The 23928-nt window shown below is 46.9% G+C and carries 22 protein-coding genes; 18 read left to right on the top strand and 4 right to left on the bottom strand.

The annotated features are described in order from the left end of the window. Positions 1-38: 38 nt before the first annotated feature. Together BTR1S_RS14435 and BTR1S_RS14440 are read right to left on the bottom strand one after the other, a co-directional pair. Positions 39-851 carry an efflux permease Rv1217c-related protein gene (locus BTR1S_RS14435; protein WP_029419428.1) on the bottom strand — a complete coding sequence of 271 codons (813 nt, stop codon included), beginning with the start codon at positions 849-851 and terminating at the stop codon, positions 39-41. Beyond that, positions 848-1735 (bottom strand): ABC transporter ATP-binding protein, encoded by an 888-nt coding sequence (locus BTR1S_RS14440; protein ID WP_029419427.1) that lies wholly within the window; start codon positions 1733-1735, stop codon positions 848-850. Before BTR1S_RS14440 ends, BTR1S_RS14435 begins: the two co-directional genes overlap by 4 nt. Before the next feature lie 153 nt (positions 1736-1888). Here BTR1S_RS14440 and BTR1S_RS14445 point away from each other — a divergent pair, with 153 nt between their 5' ends. From BTR1S_RS14445 to BTR1S_RS14520, 16 genes are all read left to right on the top strand, one after another. Further along, positions 1889-2476: a TetR/AcrR family transcriptional regulator gene (locus tag BTR1S_RS14445; protein WP_006640120.1), complete on the top strand. Its 588-nt coding sequence runs from the start codon at positions 1889-1891 to the stop codon at positions 2474-2476. Between the two features lie 115 nt (positions 2477-2591). Next, entirely contained in the window at positions 2592-4478 is a 1887-nt protein-coding gene (locus BTR1S_RS14450; protein WP_029419426.1) for a DUF2207 domain-containing protein, read from the top strand. 405 nt (positions 4479-4883) lie between these two features. Beyond that, on the top strand, positions 4884-5486 hold the full coding sequence (locus BTR1S_RS14455) for a TerD family protein (RefSeq protein ID WP_006640122.1): 603 nt from the start codon (positions 4884-4886) through the stop codon (positions 5484-5486). Positions 5487-5516: 30 nt separating this feature from the next. Then, positions 5517-6098, top strand: a complete 582-nt coding sequence (locus BTR1S_RS14460; protein WP_006640123.1) for a TerD family protein — start codon at positions 5517-5519, stop codon at positions 6096-6098. Positions 6099-6176: 78 nt separating this feature from the next. Then, on the top strand, positions 6177-6755 hold the full coding sequence (locus BTR1S_RS14465) for a TerD family protein (protein WP_006640124.1): 579 nt from the start codon (positions 6177-6179) through the stop codon (positions 6753-6755). Between the two features lie 64 nt (positions 6756-6819). Beyond that, entirely contained in the window at positions 6820-7593 is a 774-nt protein-coding gene (locus tag BTR1S_RS14470; RefSeq protein ID WP_006640125.1) for a TerC family protein, read from the top strand. Positions 7594-7693: 100 nt separating this feature from the next. Then, a complete protein-coding gene (locus BTR1S_RS14475) occupies positions 7694-8884 on the top strand; it encodes an HpcH/HpaI aldolase/citrate lyase family protein (protein WP_006640126.1) in 1191 nt (396 codons plus the stop codon). After that, a complete protein-coding gene (locus tag BTR1S_RS14480) occupies positions 8874-10196 on the top strand; it encodes a phosphoribosyltransferase family protein (RefSeq protein WP_029419425.1) in 1323 nt (440 codons plus the stop codon). The genes BTR1S_RS14475 and BTR1S_RS14480 overlap by 11 nt, the downstream gene beginning before the upstream one ends. Beyond that, complete coding sequence (locus BTR1S_RS14485; RefSeq protein ID WP_029419424.1) at positions 10189-11298, top strand: cysteine protease StiP family protein; 1110 nt, start codon at positions 10189-10191, stop codon at positions 11296-11298. The genes BTR1S_RS14480 and BTR1S_RS14485 overlap by 8 nt, the downstream gene beginning before the upstream one ends. Continuing rightward, complete coding sequence (locus BTR1S_RS14490) at positions 11295-12116, top strand: HAD family hydrolase (RefSeq protein ID WP_006640129.1); 822 nt, start codon at positions 11295-11297, stop codon at positions 12114-12116. Before BTR1S_RS14485 ends, BTR1S_RS14490 begins: the two co-directional genes overlap by 4 nt. 6 nt (positions 12117-12122) lie before the next feature. Then, positions 12123-12392 carry a helix-turn-helix domain-containing protein gene (locus BTR1S_RS14495; protein ID WP_006640130.1) on the top strand — a complete coding sequence of 90 codons (270 nt, stop codon included), beginning with the start codon at positions 12123-12125 and terminating at the stop codon, positions 12390-12392. Next, the gene (locus BTR1S_RS14500; RefSeq protein ID WP_006640131.1) at positions 12349-13953 is read left to right on the top strand and encodes a YceG family protein; all 1605 of its coding nucleotides are present in this window, start codon (positions 12349-12351) and stop codon (positions 13951-13953) included. Before BTR1S_RS14495 ends, BTR1S_RS14500 begins: the two co-directional genes overlap by 44 nt. Positions 13954-13967: 14 nt before the next feature. Further along, positions 13968-15062, top strand: a complete 1095-nt coding sequence (locus BTR1S_RS14505) for a toxic anion resistance protein (protein WP_006640132.1) — start codon at positions 13968-13970, stop codon at positions 15060-15062. A 358-nt stretch (positions 15063-15420) separates the two neighbouring features. Beyond that, the gene (opuAA, locus tag BTR1S_RS14510) at positions 15421-16680 is read left to right on the top strand and encodes a glycine/proline betaine ABC transporter ATP-binding protein OpuAA (RefSeq protein WP_006640133.1); all 1260 of its coding nucleotides are present in this window, start codon (positions 15421-15423) and stop codon (positions 16678-16680) included. Beyond that, the gene (opuAB, locus tag BTR1S_RS14515) at positions 16681-17526 is read left to right on the top strand and encodes a glycine/proline betaine ABC transporter permease subunit OpuAB (RefSeq protein WP_006640134.1); all 846 of its coding nucleotides are present in this window, start codon (positions 16681-16683) and stop codon (positions 17524-17526) included. Continuing rightward, positions 17526-18407, top strand: a complete 882-nt coding sequence (locus tag BTR1S_RS14520; protein WP_006640135.1) for a glycine betaine ABC transporter substrate-binding protein — start codon at positions 17526-17528, stop codon at positions 18405-18407. The genes opuAB and BTR1S_RS14520 overlap by 1 nt, the downstream gene beginning before the upstream one ends. A 43-nt stretch (positions 18408-18450) precedes the next feature. On the opposite strand, the gene BTR1S_RS14525 is transcribed toward BTR1S_RS14520, so the two are convergent. Next, complete coding sequence (locus tag BTR1S_RS14525; protein ID WP_006640136.1) at positions 18451-19602, bottom strand: M20 peptidase aminoacylase family protein; 1152 nt, start codon at positions 19600-19602, stop codon at positions 18451-18453. Positions 19603-19760: 158 nt separating this feature from the next. Between BTR1S_RS14525 and BTR1S_RS14530 the strand changes: the two genes are divergently transcribed. Beyond that, positions 19761-21194, top strand: a complete 1434-nt coding sequence (locus tag BTR1S_RS14530; protein WP_029419423.1) for a YfcC family protein — start codon at positions 19761-19763, stop codon at positions 21192-21194. Positions 21195-21240: 46 nt separating this feature from the next. Here BTR1S_RS14530 and BTR1S_RS14535 read toward each other — a convergent pair whose 3' ends face one another. Continuing rightward, entirely contained in the window at positions 21241-22446 is a 1206-nt protein-coding gene (locus BTR1S_RS14535; protein WP_029419422.1) for a nitrate/nitrite transporter, read from the bottom strand. Between the two features lie 516 nt (positions 22447-22962). Between BTR1S_RS14535 and BTR1S_RS14540 the strand changes: the two genes are divergently transcribed. Beyond that, positions 22963-23916 carry an L-lactate dehydrogenase gene (locus BTR1S_RS14540; RefSeq protein ID WP_006640138.1) on the top strand — a complete coding sequence of 318 codons (954 nt, stop codon included), beginning with the start codon at positions 22963-22965 and terminating at the stop codon, positions 23914-23916. Positions 23917-23928: the final 12 nt, after the last annotated feature.

Here is a 23928-nt window from a genome sequence, read left to right on the forward strand (position 1 = left end):
ATAACCGCCGTCCTGAAAAGGAACGGCGGTTTTTTATATTACAGCGGCAAATCGCGTTGTTTGAAGGCCGCTATCCCGGCGGCAAAGGCGGCCAAACCGATGGCTGCAAGCATGAGCGCCGTTTGCAAAACGTCGGCATTTCCTCCCACGATTTCGCCCGGTCTGAACAAAGAAAAAATGGAGAAATTTCTCAGCCGCTCCGTCTTGTCGCTGAGTTTTCCGATCAAGTCGAGGCTGAAAAATAAAAATGCAATCATTCCAGATAGGCCGAGCGCTTTTTTTTCATCGTTTGAAGCGGCTGAAATCAAAAACGAGATCCCGCTGATCGCAAAGAAGAGCAAAAAGCCAAGCAGATTTAATAAAAGAAACCTTGATACATCAAAATCGTATTCATCCCCGATCATCCATATATATCCGGCAAGCCCGGCGATTGTTGTCACAGCCATAATTATGAACAACCCTGTTGTTAAAACGGCGGCTTGGGTGAAGGCGACTTTAACCCTTGTTGTCGGCGTTGACAATATATAAGCCATTGCACCCTGGTCAACCAGCTTTGCCAGGAGCTTTGTCGATAGCATAACAGAAAAGATGGATAAAATAATGATAAAGATTAAGCCGTAATATTCCCCTGACATAAAATCCTCAAGGCTGCCCAGCCCGTTTTCAAAACCAAAGGCGTTTAAAAATCCTTCAGGCATTGATTTGATCATGCTTTCAAAATCTCCTGTATTCTTTGCGATGCTTGGGTAAATGCCCAGTATCAAAAGGATGTAAAAAGCCGAGCCCGCAGCATAGCTCATGATACCTTTCAAATTTGTTTTCATCATTTGTTTGTACAGGGAATGATTCATTGTACTGTCCCCTCTCTGTCATAGTAGTTCATAAACACTTCTTCAAGGCTTTGCGTTGATACATCGATATGGCGGATCCGATATTTTGCGCACTCTTTTATCAATTGATCATGATTCCCTAAAACGGCGACCCTGACTCGGTTGTCCTGCCGTGATTCGATTTCCAGGCCGGAATTGATAAAAGCCGCGCTGTCCGCCTCGTTTTCAAACGTTACTTCGAATACTTTTCGCTGCATGGTCTGGAGCTCGTGAATATCTTTTAAAGCGATGATTCTGCCGTCTTTAATAATCGCCGCCCTGTCGCAGGTTCTCTCAATTTCCGGAAAGCTGTGGGAAGACATTAAAAATGTTGTTCCTTTCGCTTTTTCTTCGAGCACAATGTCAATAAACACTTTTTGCATGAGCGGATCAAGCCCTGATGTCGGTTCATCAAGAATGACCACTTCAGGGTTGTGCATCAATGCGGCGACAATCCCGACCTTTTGTTTCATCCCTTTTGACATCTTTCTGATGGGGGTATGAACGTCAAATTGCAGCCGGTCGATCAGTTGATTGCGCTTAGCGGTATCTTTGGCCCCCTGCATGTCAGCCATAAAATCTAGAAACGATTTCCCTGTCATTCCTTCGATAAAGGCGATTTCTCCGGGAAGGTAGCCGATATGCCGCTGAATCTCACCCTGGTTTTTTAATGAATCCATTCCGTTGATCGTGATGTCGCCTTGATCAGGCCTCATAAATCCCATGATATGGCGTATCGTTGTGGACTTTCCGGCCCCGTTTGGACCGAGAAATCCGAAAACCTCTCCTTTTTGAATGGAAAATGATACATCAAATATGCCTTTTCCGTTCGGAAATGTTTTGGTCAAGCCTTGAACTGTCAGCATGGTGACAACCTCCAAATGAAAAATATGAAAGATTTTTGATTATAAATTACATAATAAATTTTACGTTCATAAGAACTTTTCTGTCAATGGAAATTATGAAATTTTTTTATGTTATAATTTCATTATGAGAGTTCCAGAGGTAAGGATGGTTGGATGAACGGATTTGAAAAAAGGGCTTCATTAATTAAAGAAAAGATTAAGAAAGCGACATTGGAGATGTTGAAGACGTGGGAACCGAGGAGAATCCGGATCACGGATATAGCCAAAAAAGCCAATGTTTCGCAAGTGACGATCTATAATTATTTTGGCAGCAAAGAGGCGCTGCTCGAGGACGTCTTCAAGGATTATATAGACCAAGCCGTCAATGAATTCGCGGACTATATGAAAAAAGATATATCCGTAAAGGAAAAGATCGAACACATCATTTTGCAAAAGAAAGAGGCCAATAAAGAAAAGTTTACGCTCGCGATGATCAGAGAGCTGATGATCGAAGACAATGAAATGATGGACTATATTCAGAAGCAGTATGACGAAAAAATCATTCCCCTCATGCTTCAAATGATTGAGGACGGTCACCGGTCGGGTGAGATCTCCCCAAACATTACTGCGCAAAGTTTTATCGTGTACATGAACATGATCATTCAGCATTCAAAAGAGCTGGGCGAGGCGTTTGAGAAAAACAGCCGTTTTACGGAAGAAATGCTTCACATTTTTTTCTATGGTCTTTGCGGAAAGCCGTAGCAGGCGGAAACCGATCGATTGGGTGTCCTCTGTCATTTCTGTGAACACCTGAAACAATTTCCCTGCTTTTCCGTATATAAGGCAGAGATAAAAAAATGAAAGGATTTACTTAATGATGAAGCGTTCGTTTTTCTTTTTGATGTTCATTGCCCTTTTTCTTGTTTCGGGTTTTTCCGAAGCGGAAAAATCCTTTTCAATTGATAAAGTTGATATTCAAGCAACGGTGAAAGAAAATGGCGATTTGGATGTCGAGGAGGTGTATACATACGATTTCAAGGGTTCTTTTAACGGAACGACAAGATCGTTCAGCGGGAAGACCGCCGGCAGCATCAAAGATTTTAAAGCGTATCTTTCCGAAAAGCGGGGCGGTGGGCGGCCGTTAAAAACCAAATGGAAAGATGGCGCGTATCTGGTGTATACGGCATCAAAAGACGAAACGAAAAAAGTGCGGTACCGTTATATCGTTGAGGATGCAGCTCAAAAGTTTGAAGATACAGCCGTTTTGTTTCATTCTTTTTATGAAAAGACAAATGAAGACTTCCATCACATGACGATTCAGGTGCACCTTCCGAATTCGGTCAAGCCTCACGATATCCACGCGTTTTTGCATGAAAAAGGACACGGGAAGATCGCAAACATCCAAGGCCGGACCGTGACTTACAAAAGCGGGCTTTATCCGGCTGGGACAAGCTCCGAGCTGAGAATTTACTTCCCGCAAAACGCTCTTTCCAAGGCGGTCCGCCATCCGTCTATTCAGCCTGTAGATGAGCTGCTTGCGAAGGAAAAAAGCGAGGCTGTGCGCTATACCAAATATCATGAGCGAATGGAAAACACGGACAGGCTGCTATGGATATCTGCGGGACTCGTCGGTTTGGCACTGGCTATCACCCTGATTGTTTCGCTGGCAGGAAAGAGAAGGAGAAAGCTGGTGCCGATTGAAAAGCTTGAAACTTTTGATCCGGTTCTTGTTGCCTTCCTTTATAAAAAGGGGGTATTCAGGGACCGCGATCTGCTGGCCGGTTTGCTGTCGCTTTATCAGCGGGGGCTCATCACCATGAAAAAAGTGAAGGCGGAGGACAGGTTTCTCCACGATAAAAAAGCGCCGAACGAGACTTATCAATTCGATTTTTCAGGACATAAGCTTGATCTGCCGAAACCGGATCGGCTGCTAATCGAAAAGCTGTTTGAACAAACCGGGAATGATACCTATTCATTCAGGCTTGATTCGCTTAGCGGGCCGACAGAAGAGGAAGTCAGACAACAGAAAGATCTTGAAAAATACGAACGGAAACGAATCATTCTTCAGAATGTTGTTCAACAATGGACGGAAAGCGTAAAACAGGATCCGGTGTACAAAGAATTTTTCCAAGAGAACCGCTGGCTCAAAATGATTTCGCTTTCCCTCCTTTTTGTCCATACGGGGCTCCTGCTCAATATCCTTTATACGGATATAGCGCCCCAAGCCGGCTTTATGACTGCGTGCATCATATTCGGATTTGCCTTATCGGCCGGTATTGTTCTTGCCAAATTTAAACTGTATTCGATTTTGTTCTTCATCGGGCTGTTTACCGTATCTCTGTTCACCGACAATAAGTACACCATGATGTACTTCGGAGGGAGCATCACGCTCTCGATCATGCTGATAGCCTTTATTCCGTCTTTAAAGGAAAGCATAAGCGCTTCCATATATCGAAGATCGATTCTTTTTTGGAGACATCGGCTGAAAAAGGGTGAACATCCTGGAGGAAGCAGCCGTTTTGAATATGAAAAAAACATGATTTACGCGATTGTACTTGAAGTTGAAGATCAATTTGGAGCATCGGTCGACATATCGGCCAACAGGCTGGACCCCCACGCTTCCCCTGTACTTGGCCTGGCTGCAGCCGGGTATCTTTATTATCCGTTTTCCAGCTGGCAGCACACAGCCTCTCAGGCAAACGGAGGGACGCATGATGCAGGCAGTTCGGGTTCGGACGGAGGCAGCGGGGCAGGGGCTTTTTGATAAAACAATTGAAAAAATGTGGCTGAGGCTGTCGGAAGCGGCAGCCTCAGCTTATTTGCGGATGGAGACGCTTTACTGTAGCCGGTTCAACCAGGGCCGACATGGTTTTTCTTGTACACAGCCCCTGAATTCATGTATCTTAAATGTAAGATACATTTTTAGCCCCCAAAACGAAAAACATTTTTTATGCTTAGTCGCAAAAGATTATAAAAAAATATTCATTTATATGAAACTTTCATTTGGAGTCGCCCGTATATATAGTTAAGCAAGTTAAATATTGATTCATTAGTCATATATTTAGCCATTGTTGATATAATGAATCACGCCGGCGTGATATTCGGAATGTAAAACTCTTAATCTCACGCGATATCCAATAAGGTTATGATGTATAGGAGAGTGAACAGTTTGGCTATTTCTTTAGAGAAGGGTCAGCGTATTGATTTAACAAAAGGAAATCCGGGGCTTTCTAAAATGATGGTCGGCCTTGGCTGGGACCCTGTTTCATCAGGAGGCGGCGGATTTTTTGGAAAGCTTTTCGGAGGGGGCGCCCCGAATATTGATTGTGATGCCTCTGTTCTGATGCTTGAAAATGGAAGAGTCACAGAAAACAAGAATGTCATTTATTTTGGGAATTTAAGAAGCAGATGCGGCAGTATCGAGCATACGGGCGATAATCTGACAGGGGAAGGAAGCGGTGATGATGAACAAATTATCATCGACCTTCAAAAGATTCCGGCTCATATCAACAAGCTGATATTTGTCGTGAATATTTATGACTGTGTCAAGCGCAGCCAGCACTTCGGAATGATCGAAAATGCATTTATCCGCGTTGTCGATATGGCGAACCGCCGGGAAATGGTCAGATACAATCTCAAAGAAGACTATTCAGGCCGGACAAGCCTGATCGCCGGCGAAATTTCCCGCGATGGCGGCGAATGGAAGTTTACGGCCGTCGGAGAAGGCACAAACGATACGAGCATTACGGAAGTCGTCAAGCGCTACAGCTAAACCGACAACACATAAAAGGAGAGGGTATACATGGCAATCTCATTAGCAAAAGGACAGAAGATCGATTTAACCAAAACGAATCCGGGCCTGTCAAAAGTCATCGTGGGACTCGGCTGGGACGTCAATAAATATGACGGCGGAGCGGATTTTGACCTTGATGCCAGCGTGTTTTTGCTTGATGCCGCTGGAAAATGCACCTCTGAAAAAGACTTCATTTTTTATAACCAGACACAAGGCGGCAACGGTTCTGTCATACATACGGGCGACAACCGGACGGGTTTGGGCGAAGGCGACGACGAGCAGGTGAAAGTCGACTTGAACGCCGTGCCGTCGAATATTGACAGAATTTCTTTTGTGATTACGATTCATGAGGCGGAAGCCCGCAGCCAAAACTTCGGCCAGGTGTCAAATGCCTATGTCCGCGTGATCAATGAAGAGACAAACGAAGAATTAATCCGCTATGATCTTGCGGAGGACTTCTCAATTGAAACGGCTTTGATCACCGGGGAGCTTTACCGTCACGGCGGAGAGTGGAAATTCTCTGCGATCGGCTCCGGATACCAGGGCGGACTGGCCCGGATCGCCACTGATTTTGGTTTGCAAGTCGGTTAATGAACCATCGGACGGCGGGGTGCTTGCTTTCGCCCGTCTGTCCGAGACCTGACATTTCGTAAGGGAGGATTCCATCATATGGCTATTCAATTATCCAAAGGACAGCGAATTGACTTAACGAAGACGAATCCGGGCTTAACGAGAGCGCTGATCGGTTTAGGATGGGATACAAACAAATATACGGGCGGAGCGGATTTTGATTTGGATGCATCTGCTTTTCTCGTCGATGCGAACGATAAATGCGTGAATGACCATGATTTTGTTTTCTACAACAATTTGGAGCATCCGAGCGGCGCCGTCGTTCATACGGGCGACAACCGCACAGGAGAAGGGGAAGGCGATGATGAGCAAATCATTGTCGATTTTACAAAAATCCCTGACCATGTTGAGAAAATCGGCATTACCGTTACGATTCATGATGCAGAAAGCCGCAGCCAGAATTTCGGACAAGTATCTAACGCTTTTGTCCGGCTTGTCGATGATTCGACAAATGAGGAACTGCTTCGTTTTGATTTAGGCGAAGACTTTTCGATCGAGACGGCCGTTGTCGTCTGTGAGCTTTACCGGCACGGAGGGGACTGGAAATTCAATGCCATCGGCAGCGGATTTTCAGGCGGATTGGCCTCGCTTTGCCGCAATTACGGCCTGCAGGTCTAGTTTTCCGGCTGAATCACGATTCGTGGTTCAGTCTTGCTTTTCAATTATTAGGAGGTAACCAATAGTGGATTTATTCAATCATATTATTTCAATTTACGCCTCGTTCTTCGACTGGAACATGTGGGTCGAGGTATTAACAGATCCCGTTTCCTGGGGGCTGATCGGATCTCTGGTCGTACTGGAAGGGCTTTTGTCGGCGGACAATGCGCTCGTTCTCGCCGTCATGGTCAAGCACCTTCCGGAAAAGCAGCGCAAAAAAGCGCTGACTTACGGTTTGGTCGGAGCTTATTTCTTTAGATTCCTGTTTATCGGGCTCGGCATGATTTTAATTAAATTCTGGTGGATCAAGCTCCTTGGCGCCGCTTATCTCGCATGGCTCGTGATTAAGCACTTCTTTATCGGAGAAGGCGATGATGATGCAAACAGCATCAAAAAAGACAGCTGGATGGTTCGCGTTTTCGGGATGTTCTGGGCGACTGTCATCACCGTTGAGTTAATGGACCTTGCGTTCTCAGTAGACAGCATTCTTGCCGCGTTTGCGATATCTGAAAAAGTATGGGTGCTGTTAATCGGCGGAATGCTAGGCATCCTCATGATGCGGACCGTAGCGAAATTCTTCTTGACCCTGATTGATAAAGTGCCTGAGCTTGAAACAACGGCATTTATTTTAATCGGCATCATCGCTTTGAAAATGGCTGCAAGCGTATGGCACATTGAAATGCCGCACAGCGTATTTTTTATCATTTTGGTTATTGCTTTTGCAGCAACGTTCGTCATTCACTATATGAACAAACAAAAAGCTGTCAAAGAACAAACGGCCGCTTCAAAGGAAGAGTAAAAAGAAAATCGAAGGGGTGGAGAGATATCTGCTCCACTCCTTTTTCCTTTACAATCACGGCGGTTTTAGAGTTGTCCTTTAGCAGAAGAAGGTGATCGATTTGCAGTACTTTGATTTTTTATCGGCTGATCAAAAAGAAGACGTCTTTTTTAAACAGCCCGGCGAGGTGACGAAGGATTCCCCGAAACATTTACTCGAATATGCGCTGGGGGCCACCCTTTATGTACCGGGAAACAGGAGCGACATTGCGGACTTGATCATTAAGCGAAAATACCCTGATCTTTGTTCCGTCGTTTTCTGTCTTGAAGACTCGATTGGCGACTGCGAGGTTCTTCAAGCTGAAAACAATCTTGTCAGTCAAGCCGATATCATTTATCAGGCTCAGAAATTGCAGAATGTCAGCCGTGATGCGCTGCCTTTAATGTTCATCCGTGTGCGTGAGCCTGAGCAAATGCTTGAATTGGGGAATAAGCTCGGCAGGGCGCTCCACTTGTTTACGGGCTTTGTGTTTCCTAAGTTTTCAACATTCAATGCTGAACGCTACCTCGATACTTTAGTGAAATTGTCAAAAGAATCAGGCATCAATCTTTATGGAATGCCGATTTTTGAGACGCCGGATTTAATGGCTATGGAAACGAGGACAAAGGCGCTGCAGGAATTAAAATCAACGCTCGTCTTTTATCAAGATGTGATCCTGAATATCCGGATCGGCGCCACAGATGTGTGCGGCCTTTACGGATTAAGGCGAAAACCGCAGACGCCGATTTACGACATTATGGTCATCGCCGATTTTATCAAAGATATCATTAATTATTTTGGCCTGCAGTTTGTCATATCAGGCCCCGTCTGGGAGTACTTTGAAGACTCCCATGCCGCCACTTTGCCGCAGCGGACTCCGTATTGGGGTGCGAATGCCGGTGAAAGTCTGCCGCTGCCGTTCGGTCCGTATACAGAGGGGCTGATTCATGAAACGCTTCTTGATCTCGCCAACGGCATCCACGGCAAGACCGTGATTCATCCGACACATATAAGGGCGGTGCAAAGCCTGCACGTCATTACAATGGAAGACTACTTGGATGCTGTAAGCATCATCGAAAGCGCGGACGGCACCCGAGGTATTGTGAAAAGCTCTTTTTCCAATAAAATGAACGAAATTAAACCGCATTTAAGCTGGGCGAAAAAAATACTGCTAAAGTCAGAAATATATGGGGTGTATCATGAAAACCGCAGCTACATTGACATACTTACAGCAGAACAACAGGTCCCCAATATTGGATCGTATGGAGGTTGATTTGACGGTTGCGGATAATCCGCTTTCCATTCCGCCTCCGGCTTTATTTGAGATGGCGGCCAGAGTCAATAAAAAGAGGGGCTTTTTGTTTGTCAGCAAGGTTCTCGGCAAGCACATTCCCGTAAGCCCTTTAAAGCCGCTGCTCGCTTCTGGTCTTTTGGCAATCGAATATGCTGAAAAGACATCCGGTTTGAGGATAGATGGAAAGGACGAGGTGACGGCGGGATTTTTGGCGGAGGATCATGAAAGCATCAAAAAAGCTTATGATCTTCTCAACAAACAGCGGTTTCAGCTTCCGGATCCTCCGATTGTCATCGGCTTCGCAGAAACGGCAACCGCTCTTGGCCATGGCGTATTCGACTGTCTAGAGGGCGCTTCTTTTATCCATACAACAAGAGAAATCTTAAAGGACAAGCATCCCGTTCTTCTGTTTGAAGAAGAACATTCCCATGCCGTCGATCAGCGCTGCTATACGGATGAACCATTGTTCTCCGCTGCGGATAGACCCGTCATTCTCGTGGATGATGAAATCACAACAGGCAAAACGGCGCTGAACATCATCAGGGATATTCAGCGCAAGCACCCGCGCCGGGAATATGCGGTGCTTTCTCTATTAGACTGGCGGTCTGAGGAGCACAAAGAACAATTCAGGAAAGCCGAGTCTGAACTGGGCGCGACTATTTCGACGATCGCTCTGTTATCCGGATCTGTCGCCTGCGAAGGGCAACCGCTTGATCAATCATTATACGATGACCAGCCTCATCACCGCGAAATGAATGTTTCCGTCCGACGGATCGACATCAGCGACTGCTTCACAGCGCTTCCCTATCGCTCTGAACAGACAGGGGCGGCGCCGTTTGTGAAAGAGACAGGCCGCTTCGGCCTTTCTCACGAAGACAAATGCGGGGTCGAGACCGCTTGTCAGAAAGCCGCAGGACGCCTCAATGCCTTGCGGAAAGGCAAGCGCGTTTTGTGCCTTGGAACAGGGGAATTCATGTATCTTCCGCTGAAGATCGCGTCTCTTATGGGGGAGCATGTTGCTTATCATTCAACAACGCGAAGCCCGATCCATCCATCCGATGACGAAGGATATGCGGTTAGGAACCGATTTTGCTTTCCGAATCCGGAAAACGAGTCAGTGCAGCATTTTATCTATAACCTGCCGAAGCGGGGCTATGATGAGGTGTTTTTGTTCGTCGAAACATTTGTTGCGGAAGAATCCTTGCGGCCGATTCTTGCGATTTTCAGTGATAGAGAGATAGAGAATGTCAACATTGTGGCTTTTTCTAAAGGAAGTGTCGGAAATGGCTGATGCACCTGCGAAAATGGGCAGCTATCCCGCTTCTGATGTCACGTTTCTTTTGAAAGACTTGTCAGGCATTTCGATTGAGAAAAGCACAGATGAAAGAGAAAGCCTGATTCAAAGCGGTACACATTATTCAGAAATGCTGCCTGTTGAATATAAACCGACTGAAGAGTACATGAACCTGTTTTACGCTTCGCTGGAGGAAAGCAAGCGAAAAGTAGCGGAGGCTGTCGGGACTGTTGCTGAACAAATCGTTCAAAAACGGGGATTACATACAGTGCTTTGCAGCTTGGCGCGCGCCGGTACGCCAATCGGCGTCCTGATTAAACGGTACATTGAGTTTAAATATGAGGCGGCTCTTCCCCACTACAGCATCTCGATTATCCGGGACAGAGGCATTGATGAAAACGCCCTGCATTATATTCTGCGTCATCACCCGGGGGACTCGCTTGCATTTATCGACGGCTGGACGGGGAAAGGCGCGATTACCAAGGAATTGACGCGGTCTCTCGATGGTTTTTATCAAGCATTTGGAACAAGGCTTTCTTCCGAACTGGCGGTTCTCGCCGATCCGGGATATTGCTCTTCTTTATTTGGAACGAGGGAGGACTTTCTCATTCCAAGCGCCTGCTTGAATTCCACCGTGTCCGGCTTGGTCAGCAGAACCGTTTTGAACGGGAAATGGATTGGAAAAGAAGATTTCCACGGAGCGAAATTTTACGAAAATTTATTGGCGGAAGATGTATCAAACCTCTTTGTCGATACAATCGCCGCTGAATTTCCCGCCGTTGAAACCAAAGCCGCGGAAACGGCCGCCTTGCTTCTCGAACAAAGGGAGGAACCGGATTGGCGCGGCCTTACATCAGTCCGAAATATTCAGCATGATTTCGGCATTGATAACGCGAATTTCATCAAACCCGGAGTGGGTGAGACGACGAGGGTTTTGCTGCGCAGAGTGCCCTGGAAAATTTTAATTCAGCCGGGCTCCCGGACAAGGCTTACACATATCTTGCTTCTTGCGGAAGACAGGGGTGTTCCTGTTGAGGAATACACCGATATGTCCTACAGCTGCTGCGGGTTGATACGTCCGGTCGGGAGGGGCAAATGAAAGCTTTTGCGAGTGATTTGGACAGAACATTGATTTATTCAAAAAAAATGATTGAGCTATATGGGGCGGACCGTGAGGACTATGAGCTGACCGAAACCCTTGACGGCAAAGAGATTTCCTATATATCGCGAAAGACGGCCCGGCATCTCCGCAAAATCCATCAAGACATGTACTTTATTCCAGTGACAACCAGGACGACGGAGCAATATCAAAGAATCGCGTTTTTTCAAAAGGAGGTCATTCCTGAATACGCGGTGACAACCAATGGCGGCTGCATTTTGCAAAATGGCAGTCCGATCAGGGAATGGTCAAGCTTTATCGAAAGCCGGCTTCAGTCTTGCATGCCGATGAAAGACATGCTGGGGGAGCTCGCAAAGCTCCCATTATCGGAAGCGGCGGAAAGAATCCGGACGGCTCACCATTATTTCGTTTATTTGATTTTAGGGGAGGAAGGCCTCAGGGGAATCAACGCCGCTTGCGTAAAAGCGTGGGCCGCTGATAAAGGATGGCAGGCGTCCCTGCAAGGGAGGAAGCTCTATTTTATCCCGGAGCCGCTGAATAAATGGAGAGCTGTTGATTATTTGAAACGCGAGTTGAACATTGATGAAGTGTATACCGCGGGTGATTCGCTGTTGGACTTTGAGTTGATCGCTCAAGCCGACTACGGTGTTTCGCCCGCTCACGGAGAGGTGCTTCACCACTATCCAGATCTCAATGCGACAATGCATCCGGGCATGAAAGCGGCGGATGAAATCACAGAGCATATTGTGAAGCTTGGCGCCGCCCGGCCGACAAAACCAAACAATATTTTAGGATGATCAGTCATGATTAAAATAATCGATCTCAGCAGCCGCGAGATTCTCAGTTCCCAGCAAGCCTGTGAGGAATGGGGGATTGATTCGTCAACGCTGCGCAAAAGAGTCCATGATTTTCCGGTAGGCACAATCAGAAAGTTTGGGACTACCTATGCGGTGACAAGAGCGGGCATGTGCGCCGTATTCGGCAGCAGCAACGAAAATCAAGCGGAAAGAAGGGGGGCGACTGAGCGCTATGAATCAGCAGGTCAACATTCAAACCGCACAGATCAAAGATGATGAATGGAAACAGGTGATCCATCAGCCGTTGTCAGAAAGAACCCCTTATGAAACAGGCGGATCATTGACGATCACTCGTGTTGCGGGCCGGATACTGGGAACGCCGCATGATGAAACAGACTACTACATTTATTTGCATGAACTGTACGAATCTGGAGATGTTCACATTTTAAGCGAGACGCTTGATAAAACAATTGATCAGGAAAGATTTCAGGCCGTTCAGCACATCCATATGATCAACCAGAAGGAAAAGGGGCTGTCGGTCAACCGATTTGCCGCCTTCCTCGACGGAGAGCAGCTCATTGTTAAGCATTCCCATCCCGGGATGCACCGGCATTTGCGACAGGCTTTTATCGAAGTGCTGAAAACTTTTCAATCTTTCCATGAACAAGGCTTTAACCATCCTGACTTCCGCAGGGTACTATTGGACCTTGTGAAATGGATGGGCAATCATCTTGAGCCTTGGCTGAAAACGGCCGATATTGAAAAAGCAATGCCGCGGGTCATTTGGTACGGGGATGCTACAAAAAGCCAGATCTATTTTTTATATTACCTGATGCTCATCGGGTGCGATGTGCTGATTTTTCATCCGGAAGGAAAGGATCAATTTCAAGTGATCGACCCGGATCAAACATGTTCTTTTGTGTACACTTATCCGGGAACCTCGGCGCTGGTACCGTTCCCGACGGAAAAACCGCAGCGGAAGTCAACGGTGGCATACCGCTCAACGAAAGAATTGGACAGCGTGCTGCACAATGAAGATTCCCTGATGTTTAAGCCTTGGCAATTCAGGGAGCACACACCGGTCTCCGTTACGCTGAAGACCACGTATGATGAGCTGTTTTTAATTGCGAAGGAACGCGCCTTTATCCGCCCGAATTTCAAGGCGGGCACACATACGGTCGAGATTCCAAATGTATTTGCGATGATTATGGGCAAATCAGCCAATGAAAAAGAGTACTGGGATCGTTTGCAGACGTTAACGGAGTACAAGGAATCCCACACGATCAGGCGCTTCCCGTTTACAGAGGAAGTGAACGCAAATTATCAATTTCACTACAGCGATGCCCTTGATCAGACGGGGCAAATCAATCCCGGCCGACTGATGGAGAGCCATATATGGCGTTATAAACATTTGCCTGAGGGTGTTCAGCGCGGAATCGCGGAAGCTGTCTCACGAATGTGCAAAAGTGCGAAGCTCTTGCCGCAAAACGGTGAAAGCGAAACGGATGTCCAGCTTTACCTGTTTACCCAGGCGGTCAATCTGCCGGCTGTGCTGTTGAACGTCATTCAAACGTTTGACTATGCGCAAACCGTGCCGAAGCTGATCCTGTATCATACCGAACAGACCGGAGCGCTGTCTCGCTCAGACGCCGCGGCGCTGCTCTTATTAAATGAAATCGGCGTCGATATCATCGTTTATAATCCGCCGGGACACAAGTGCATTGATCATTATATTGATGATCAGCAGTTTGATACCCACTGGCTTGATGAAATGTCTTTCAATCAGGAGTTCAAAGAGCCGTCAATTGTACGGAAATTCATAAATAAAATTTTTTGAAGGGGGCCATCTAAATGGCAAATAAAACGGAAACAAGCCTCGTCAATATAAACAAAGAGGAAGAAATCTCGATTGAAAAAGCGGAGGACATCCGCGCCAAGCTGCGCCAGGAGCCTGAGGTGCAAAGCCTCGCCCAGCAGATTGACGCCAAAAACCAGGTGGCGCTGCTGGAATTCGGGAAGGAGCCTGCTCTGGAAATCTCGAAGTTCTCCGACCGCATTCTCTCGATGATGAGAACAAACAGTGTGACAGATTCAGGGGCCATGCTGACGCAGCTCGGCAAAATCATGGACCGCTTTGACAAAAACGATTTTGAAGAACCGAAAGGCCTGCTGTCAAAAATCTTTAAGCGCGGAAACAGCATGATCGAAAAAATATTTAAAAAGTATCAGACGCTTGGCGGAGAAATCGAAAAGATCAATGTCGAGATTTCCAAATATAAAGATGAAATGACCAAATCGACAATCACGCTTGATGAGATGTATGAGAACAACCTCAACTACTATATGGAACTCGAAAAATACGTTGTAGCCGGCCAAATGAAAATAGAGGAATTGAAGCAGCTTGTACCTGAATATGAAGCGAAAGCTGCAAGCGGCAACCAGATGGCGCAGATGGAGCTTGATACGCTGAGAAACGGCATTCAAGCGCTGGAAGAGCGGGTGTATGATCTCGACATGGCGCGGATGGTCGCGATCCAAACCGCACCGCAAATCCGCCTGCTCCAGCGCGGAAATACAAAGCTGATCGGAAAAATCAACTCCGCGTTCATCATTACGATACCGATTTTCAAAAACGGCATCATCCAGGCTGTTACGGCCAAGCGCCAAAAGCTTGTCGCTGATTCTATGAGCGAACTCGACCGCCGTACAAATGAAATGCTCAAGCGCAACGCGGAAAACATTTCAAATCAATCCGTCGAGATTGCGAGAATGTCAGGCAGACCGAGCATCGATATTGAAACCATTGAACAATCATGGAATACGATTGTAAAAGGCATGCAGGAGACAAAGCAGATCGAGGAAGAAAACAAACGCCTTCGCGAAGAAGGATCAAAGCGTATTCTGGAGCTGCAGAACAATATGAAAAGAACCGCGCTGAACGGATAATAAGGAGCCGCCCGTTTCAAGGGGGGCTTTTTGTACTCATAAATAGTTTCATAAAATGCTAGTTGGATGCAATACGATAATATATGCATGTTTTTTACTTCATCAAATGAAAATGGACAGAAATTGGTGAGAAAAGTCCCGGTTTCCAAGCGTTTTTACCACTGGTCTCGTCTAATCGGATTTTATCGTTTAAAGAGTATTTATAAGTATATGGGAGGATTTTGGAGTATATATAGCGATTGTTAACTATGAAAATAACATTTCAGTATAGTTTGTGCAATTTAAGCTGAATATGCTGTTTGAATGAAACACCAAAAACATGTTACGGTTAAAAAGATGCTTAAAATGGAGGGATAGAATGAGTATAGAAGATAAAGATATAAAAATAAAAGTTAAAAAAGTATCTAAAATCTTTGGGAAACAATCTAAAAAAGCCGCACAAATGCTGGCAAACGGTAAAACAAAAAAAGAAATATTAAAAGCAACTGGTGCGACAGTCGGGGTCAACCAGGCTGACTTTGATGTGTATAACGGTGAGATATTTGTCATCATGGGTCTATCAGGAAGCGGAAAATCCACTTTGGTGCGGATGCTGAATCGGTTAATTGAACCGACCGCCGGCGAAATTTATATTGATGGTGACATGATAACAAATATGTCAAAAGACCAGCTTCGCGAAGTTCGGCGTAAAAAAATCAGTATGGTCTTTCAAAAGTTTGCTTTATTTCCCCACCGTACGATACTGCAGAATACCGAATATGGACTGGAATTGCAGGGTGTAGATAAAGAAACAAGGAAACAAAAAGCGCTTGAATCCCTTCGCCTGGTCGGCCTTGAGGGGTATGAAGACCAGCTTCCCGATCAATTGAGCGGAGGAATGCAACAGCGCGTAGGCCTTGCCAGGGCGCTTACAAATGATCCTGACATTCTGCTTATGGACGAAGCGTTCAGCGCGCTTGATCCGCTGATCAGAAAAGATATGCAGGATGAACTGTTGGAGCTTCACGACTCTGTCGGAAAGACGATTATTTTCATCACCCACGATCTTGATGAAGCGCTCAGAATCGGCGACAGAATCGCACTGATGAAAGATGGAAACATTGTGCAGATCGGCACGCCTGAAGAAATCTTAATGAATCCGTCCAACGAGTATGTTGAACGTTTCGTAGAAGATGTCGATTTATCGAAAGTATTAACGGCGGGACATATTATGAAACGCGCTGAAACGGTCCGCATTGACAAAGGTCCGAGGGTTGCGCTCACATTGATGAAAAACCTGGGAATCTCATCCATCTATGCTGTGGATAAACATAAGCGCCTATTAGGCGTCATTTCCGCGGAATCTGCCAAAAAAGCGGCGGAATCAGGAAACGATTTAGAAGCCGTTCTTCAAAAAGAAATGACGACCGTCCATGAAGATACGGTATTGACTGAGATTTTCGAACCGGTTTCTGACGCCAACATTCCAATTGCCGTGGTAGACGATAAAAACAGAATGAAGGGCATTGTCGTGAGAGGTGCTTTGATCGGCGCTCTTTCCGGAGACAACCAATATATTAATCTGCCGGATGAACAAAGCGCATCTGAGGAAGATGCCATCGTTGAGGAGGTGAACTAAATGAGCGCACTGCCTAGAATTCCATTAGCGGATATGATTGACCGGTTTGTTGATTGGCTGACTTTGACGTTTGGCGGAGTGTTTGACGGGATCGCCAGCGGTCTTGAAAATGTCGTTGACGGCATTGTCTTCGGATTGGGAGCCGTTCCTTCCATCCTGCTCATCTTGATATTCAGTGCCTTAGCTTGGTTCATCAGTACGCGGGGAATCGCACTTTTCACATTAATCGGTTTTCTTATTATCGATTATCTTGGCTACTGGGACCCTATGCTCCAAACATTGGCGCTTGTCGTCACATCTGTCGTCATCTCGGTGATTGTCGGTGTGCCGGTCGGCATTTGGGCATCACAGCAAAATACGGTCCGCAGAATCGTGACGCCGATTTTAGACTTAATGCAGACAATGCCGGCGTTCGTTTACTTGCTGCCCGCGATCTTTTTCTTTAACATCGGTGTCGTACCGGGCGTTGTCGCTTCTGTTATTTTTGCCATGCCGCCGACGATCCGCATGACGGTTCTCGGGATCCAGCAAGTGCCGGCAGACTTGATCGAAGCAACCGAAGCATTCGGTTCAACAACGGCGCAGCGCTTATTTAAAGTACAATTGCCGCTTGCCGCGAAAACCATTTTAGCGGGTATCAACCAAAGCATCATGCTTGCGCTGTCAATGGTTGTCATTGCGGCCATGGTCGGAGCTCCCGGCCTTGGAGAAAAAGTATACAGCGCGGTTACTCAGCTGAAAACAGGTGTCGGCGTTGAAGCCGGTATCGCCATTGTCATCGTGGCGATTACCTTGGACCGGATCACGCAAAATATTAGACTGAAGAAGACCAGAGGTGATGCTTGATGTGGAAAAAAATCATCGGCATCAGCACTGCGGCCGCTTTATTCTTCTCGCTTGCGGCCTGCGGTTCAAAAACGGATGAGAATGCTTCCGCAGGAGACCAGGTCAATCATAAAATTGTCGGGATTGACCCGGGCTCCGGAATCATGGCGCTTACCGGACAGGCGATGAAAGATTACAAGCTGGACGATTGGACGCTTATATCAGCGTCCGGCGCCGCGATGACCGCCACCCTCAAGAAAAAATACGACAGAAAAAAACCGATTATTATTACGGGCTGGACGCCGCACTGGATGTTTTCGAGATATGATCTGAAATATCTGGACGATCCTAAAAAATCGTACGGTACTGCGGAGCAGATCCATACGATTACACGTAAAGGCTTTGGAAAAGAGCAGCCTAATGCGAATAAGCTTCTCAGCCAGTTCAAATGGACGGAAGACGATATGGCGGAAGTGATGATTCAGGTAGAAAACGGAACAGATCCGAAAAAAGCGGCGGCCAGCTATGTGAAAAAGCACCGCGATCAGATTGCCGAGTGGACAAAAGGCGTTAAAAAAGTGAAGGGAGACAAAATCAACCTCGCTTATGTCGCATGGGACAGTGAAATTGCCAGCACAAACGTTGTCGGAAAAGTATTCGAAGATTTGGGCTACAATGTGAAATTGACTCAAGTCGAAGCAGGACCAATGTGGACGGCCATTGCCACCGGCAGCGCGGATGCCTCTCTGTCAGCTTGGCTGCCAAACACCCACAAAGCATACGCGGCTAAGTACAAAGGGAAATATGACGATGTCGGCATCAGCATGACAGGCGTGAAGATGGGGCTTGTCGTACCGAAGTACATGAAAAACGTTAATTCCATTGAAGATCTGAAGAAATAAACAAAACCTCTCAGCTCCGGCTGAGAGGTTTTTTTCGTGAAGTTTAGCTGACGCTGACTTCCATGTCACTGCCGATTTTTTCAAACGTCTTCAACACTACTTCGGTTAAAATGTCGGCTCCGGTAAACATGGCATCCCTGTCAAAGGTCATCTTCGGGTGATGGAGGCCGGGTATGAGGCCGCAGCCGAGCCCGAGCATTGTCGCCTTGAGATGAGGACGTTTCACAGAATAATAATGAAAATCTTCTCCTCCCGTTGTGACGAGCGGCTTATCGAGGTTCTCTGCGCCGATTACGTTACTGATCGCCTCCGCCATAATGGCGATCGCCGCTTCGTTTTTAACGGCCGCCGGGAGGCTGTCTTCTTTATGTAGTTCGATGGTTGCCCCGAATGATTCGGCCACGGCCTGGCAGGCAAGTTCTGTTTCTCTTTCCAGTGCTTCCATCGCTTCATTTGTCTGAGCCCTTAAATCCAGACTGAAACTGGCTTTGCCCGGAATAATATTGGCGCTTTCTCCGCCTGCCTGAAGCTTTGTCATCTTGACAGTATGCGGCGTCATCGGATCGATGTGAATGTGGGCGAGCTTGTGGACGAGCGTCGCCGCGATTTCGATGCTGTTTTTTCCGAGATGCGGACGCGCACCGTGGGCTTCTTCCCCGATGATGGTCCCTTCAATATGCCGGCTTGCGCCGTGCAATATCGCAGGGGCGCATCTCCCGTTCGATGTTTCCTGGACAGGGCGCACATGAACGCCGTAAAGATAATCGACATCGTCCAAAATGCCTTTTTCAATCATTTTTAAAGCGCCTCCGCCTTTTTCTTCCGCCGGCTGAAAAATGAAGCGGATCGTTCCCTTAGGCAGCTCCCGTTGCTCTTTCAAGGCCATTAAAGTTCCAAGCGCCATCGTCATGTGGGAATCGTGCCCGCATGAATGATTGGCCTGAAATGTTCCGTCGACTTCCTGCCAGAGGGCGTCGATATCAGCACGGACAGCTACTACCGGTGAGCCTTCGCCAATTTCGCCGATGACACCGGTACAGTCTGCAAATGTCTTTGTACGGCAGCCGTTTTCTTCTAATTGTTCCTTGAGAAATGCCGTTGTCTGATGCTCCTTCCAGCTGACTTCCGGGTGTTTGTGCAGGTGTTCGAAAATGTTGATCATCTTTTGTTTGATATGGTCTGTTAATGATGCCATCGTCAAACCTCCTAATCGTTTTATTTATGACATTTCATAAAATCAGTTGAAACCGGAGAATGAGGTTGTCTATAATATAGCACATGTATTTATTTTTCTGAATAATTTGATATTTTAGAAAATAGTTGCTGCATTATTTGAAGGAGGAGATTGAAAACATGACCGTACCTGCCGTAAAATCATCGCCCTCGCCTAATAAGAAACAGTTTCGCTTGAAAATGCCGGATGCGTATGTGCTGTTGTTTATGGTTGCCGTTGTCTGTGCCCTCGCCACATATGTCATTCCTGCAGGGGAGTTTGACAGAGTGACAAAAGGTGAAGTCGCAACAGCCGTACCCGGAAGCTATCATAAGGTAGATCAGTCCCCTGTGGGGGTTGTCAGTTTTTTTACAGCAATTCAGGAAGGAATGGTCGGGTCTTCATCCATTATTTTTTTAATTTTATTTACAGGCGGCGCGCTTGCGATTTTGGAAAAAACAGGAGCCGTCGGCGGTTTGATCCATCATGTTATCAGCCGTTTCCGCTCGAAGCAGCTGTTGTTCATCTGCATTGTCGGCGGCCTTTTCTCGATTCTTGGGACGACAGGAGTCGTGGTCAACTCTGTTATCGGCTTTATCCCGCTCGGTCTTATTGTCGCGAGGTCATTGAAATGGGATGCGGCCGCCGGGGCCGCCGTCATTTATATCGGCTGCTACGCGGGATTCAATGCTACCATATTGTCGCCGTCGCCGCTTGGACTTTCACAAAAGATTGCCGATCTCCCGCTGTTTTCTGGTCTGGGTCTAAGGATCGCGATCTACCTCTGCTTTGTCATTTCCAGCTTAATCTATATTTATTTCTATACGAGGAAATTAAAAAAGTCGCCTGAGTCCAGTATTCTTGGTGCGAATTGGTTTCCGGGAAAAGGGCTTGGCGGTGACGCGGATGAGGGGCAGGCCTCATTTACCGGGCGTCATAAGCTGATTTTGGCAGTGGCGGGACTGTCGCTGCTCGGCTTTTTATACGGCGCTTTGAAGCTCGGCTGGACGGATAATCAAATGGCCGGCATGTTTATCTTTATTTCGATTGCTGCAGGGATCATCGGAGGCATGAAAGCCAACGATATTGCCAAAACGTTTATCAACGGCTGTCAAAGTCTTGTATACGGCGCATTAATCGTCGGCATGGCACGGACGATTTCAGTCATTCTTGAACAGGGGAAGCTCCTTGATACCGTTGTGAACGGACTGGCCGGTCTTTTGGATGGATTCAGTCCGGCGGCTGGAGCGATCGGCATGTACATTGCGAGCGGTCTCCTGCATTTTCTGATTTCCTCCGGTTCAGGAGAGGCGGTTGTCTTTATTCCGATTCTTGCCCCGCTTGCCGATCTGATGAACATCACAAGACAGGTGGCTGTCGAAGCCGTCATGCTCGGCGAGGGCGTCGTCAACTGTATAAATCCGACATCGGGTGTCTTGATGGCGGTTCTGGCCGCAAGCGGCATTCCGTATGTGAAATGGCTCCGGTTCATGATCCCCCTTGCATTTATCTGGTTCGTGATCGGACTATTCTTCATTTGTATCGGAGTGATGACGGGCTGGGGTCCGTATTAATCAAAACAGCCGTTATGTCCGGCGGTCGGCATAACGGCTGTTTGCATTAAATTCTAATGGATTTCCCGGCGGCTTTCCATTGCTTTTTCCATCCGGCTTGGACGAACAAAAGGAGGCCCAATGCTATAAAAGCGATCGCGGAAAACGTGAGAAACCCGCTCGAATAAGTGCCTGTGACTTGTTTTAGCGTTCCGAGAATATTCGGCAAAAAGAAACCTCCGATTCCGCCTGCGGCCCCGACGATACCGGTCACCATCCCGATTTCTTGCTGGAAGCGCTGGGGCACAAGCTGAAATATGGCGCCGTTCCCCATGCCGAGACACCCCATACCGATAAACAACGCGGCCGTAACAACCGCAAGCGACGGCAGCGTGCTCACCGTGAACATACAAAGGGCAACTCCGATAAATAAAAATTGCAGCAGGCGCACACCGCCGATTTTATCGGCGATCAATCCGCCGACAGGTCGAAGGCAGCTTCCCGAGGCCACGACAAGGGTGACGAATTCCCCGGCCCTGACCGGAGAAATGGCATACTGTGAGGCAAAAAAATAACTTAAAAAGTTTGAAAGGCCGACAAAGCCCCCGAAAGTCACACTGTAAAGAAGGCAAAAATACCAGGTGTCCTTTTCTTTGAAAACAGCGAAGTATTCTTTTACAGGCTTGGGAGAAGGCTGGTTCGGCGGTTCTTTGGCCATCAAAAAATAGCTGATCAAAACGAGTGTCAAAGGAATGAGGGCAAGACCCATTACGCCATTCCAGCCCACATGCTCCGCGATGCGGGGGCCGAACAGCGTGGCAAGCAGGGTGCCGCTGTTACCCGCTCCTGCGATGCCCATGGCAAGCCCTTGAAGATGAGGAGGATACCAGCGGCTCGCCATGGGGAGGGAGGCGGAAAAGCTCGCTCCCGCCACGCCCAATAAAATACCGATGATATACAGCTCTGCGACCGTCGCTCCGAACAGCCATCCCCACAAAAGGGGAATCATGGTCACAAGCATTCCGCCGACGGCCGTTTTTTTCGGACCGAAGCGGTCGGCAAAAATACCCAACATGATGCGGAAAAACGATCCCGCCAAAGTAGGGATGGCCACAATCAATCCCACCTGGGAAGGCGATAAGTCAAAATCCGCCGTGATATAAACGCCGAGCGCTCCTAATAGGACCCAAATCATAAAGCTGACATCAAAATATAAAAAAGATGACAACAGGGAAGGAGCATGTCCGCTCTTCCTCAAATCCGCCAATTTCACTTGCAACACTCCCTATACGTATATTCTTAAATTTATGATGACAAAATGAAAGAAGGCTGACAGTATTTTTGTTAGCTTTACTTACAAACTAAAAGTTTGAATTTTTAAATTACTATTGCGCTGGAAGCCTTAAGCAGCTGCTGATATAAACGATTCCGCAGCAGGTAGCCGGTGGGAGAGAGAAAGGGAATGAAAAAACAGCCACAACCGGCCCGGCGCCAGTGCAGAGCCGTTGAGAGAGAGAACAGCCTTCAGATATTGCCTTGGTTTATCCTTCCTTCAACCCGCTGGATATTCATGGATGAATATTTATAATATTTAGGTGTTTTATCTAAAAATAGGGCATATATCTACCAGAATTTGTACAAAATTAGAGAAGAAATGATTAGAGACACAAAATATTCACAATTAAAAATGCATAAGACTTGAAAAGGTATGTGAAATATTGCACAATCTAAATGTGAAGAATTTCACAAACAACTTAGAATTAAAACTAACGGCAAAGGATGATGAATAATGGCAAACCAAAAAGTCAATCGTACAGTTTTAATTGGTGCCGGTTTTGTAGGAAGCAGCTATGCATTTACGTTAATTAACCAAGGAATCACAGACGAACTAGTGATCATTGATTTAAATAAAGACAAAGCAATGGGCGATGTAATGGATTTGAACCATGGTAAAGCATTTGCGCCTCATCCCGTGAAAACGTGGTACGGCACATATGATGATTGCAAAGATGCCGATGTTGTCTGCATCAGCGCCGGGGCCAACCAAAAGCCTGGTGAAACCCGCCTTGATTTGGTTGAAAAAAACCTCAAGATTTTTAAAGGAATCGTCGGCGAAGTCATGGCAAGCGGATTTGATGGTATTTTCCTAATCGCCACAAATCCGGTCGACATTCTGACCTATGCTACATGGAAGTTCAGCGGGCTTCCGAAAGAGCGGGTCATCGGCAGCGGTACGACACTTGATACTGCCCGGTTCCGCTACATGCTGAGCGAGTACTTCGGCGCAGCTGCCCATAATGTTCACGGCTATATCATCGGTGAGCACGGGGATACCGAGCTTCCTGTCTGGAGCCATGCGAATATCGCCGGAGTTCCGGTGAGCGAGCTTTTGAAAAAGAATGAGAACTACAAACAGGAAGAACTTGATGAACTGTTTGACGATGTGAAAAATGCCGCTTACCACATCATTGAGAAAAAAGGAGCGACATACTATGGCGTAGCCATGAGCCTGGCCCGGATTACGAGAGCCATTTTCCGCAATGAAGAAGCGATTTTAACAGTGAGCACTTATCTTGGCGGGGAATTTGGAGAAGATGATGTATGTATCGGCGTTCCGGCGGTTGTCGGCCGTAATGGGGTCACGAAAGTGATCGAGCTTAACCTGAATGAAAAAGAAAAAGAGCAGTTCAAGCATAGCGTAGGCGTGTTGAAAGGGATTTTAAAACCACATTTTGCGAATTAATCCAACAAAAAA

Origin of the sequence: Bacillus sonorensis NBRC 101234 = KCTC 13918 (genome assembly GCF_001592005.1) — a bacterium.
Taxonomy (GTDB): domain Bacteria; phylum Bacillota; class Bacilli; order Bacillales; family Bacillaceae; genus Bacillus; species Bacillus sonorensis.